Source organism: Streptomyces sp. SID12501, from assembly GCF_010550245.1.
GTDB lineage: Bacteria > Actinomycetota > Actinomycetes > Streptomycetales > Streptomycetaceae > Streptomyces.
The window spans coordinates 1-411 of record NZ_JAAGLU010000862.1; the positions used below are offsets into that span (position 1 = coordinate 1).

The 411-nt window shown below is 73.7% G+C and carries 1 pseudogene; it reads left to right on the forward strand.

Annotated elements, in window-relative coordinates:
- Nucleotides 1-253: pseudogene (locus G3I71_RS48860) on the forward strand (transcriptional regulator); the annotation flags it as partial.
- Between the last annotated feature and the right edge of the window lie 158 nt (nucleotides 254-411).

A 411-nucleotide genomic window follows, 5' to 3' on the forward strand; every position in this document is an offset into this window, starting at 1 on the left:
GGAGTTCGCCGCGCTGTGGTCCGCGCACGCCGTGCACGGCAAGACCCGTGACGGCAAGGAGCTGCTCCACCCCGACGTCGGGCGGCTCTCGCTCACCTTCCAGACCTTCGACGTGCGCGGCGCGTCGGGTCAGCAACTGGTGGTCTACCAGGCCGAACCGGGCAGCCCCGACGCCCGGGCCCTCGCCCTGCTCGGGAGCCTGCACGCCACGCGTCACCAGGAGTCCGCCACGCAGGGCCGAGCCGGCGCGTGAAGCGGGGACGGGAGTGCCCGCGCAGTGGGTGGCGGTCAGGCCGCCGCGGGGGTGGTGAGTACGTACTCCCGCGAGGCGTGGACCTCGTCGCGCAGGGCGGGCAGGTCGACGTCGAGGACCTGGCCGTTCCACTTGCGGACCGCGCCGTTGATGAGGAC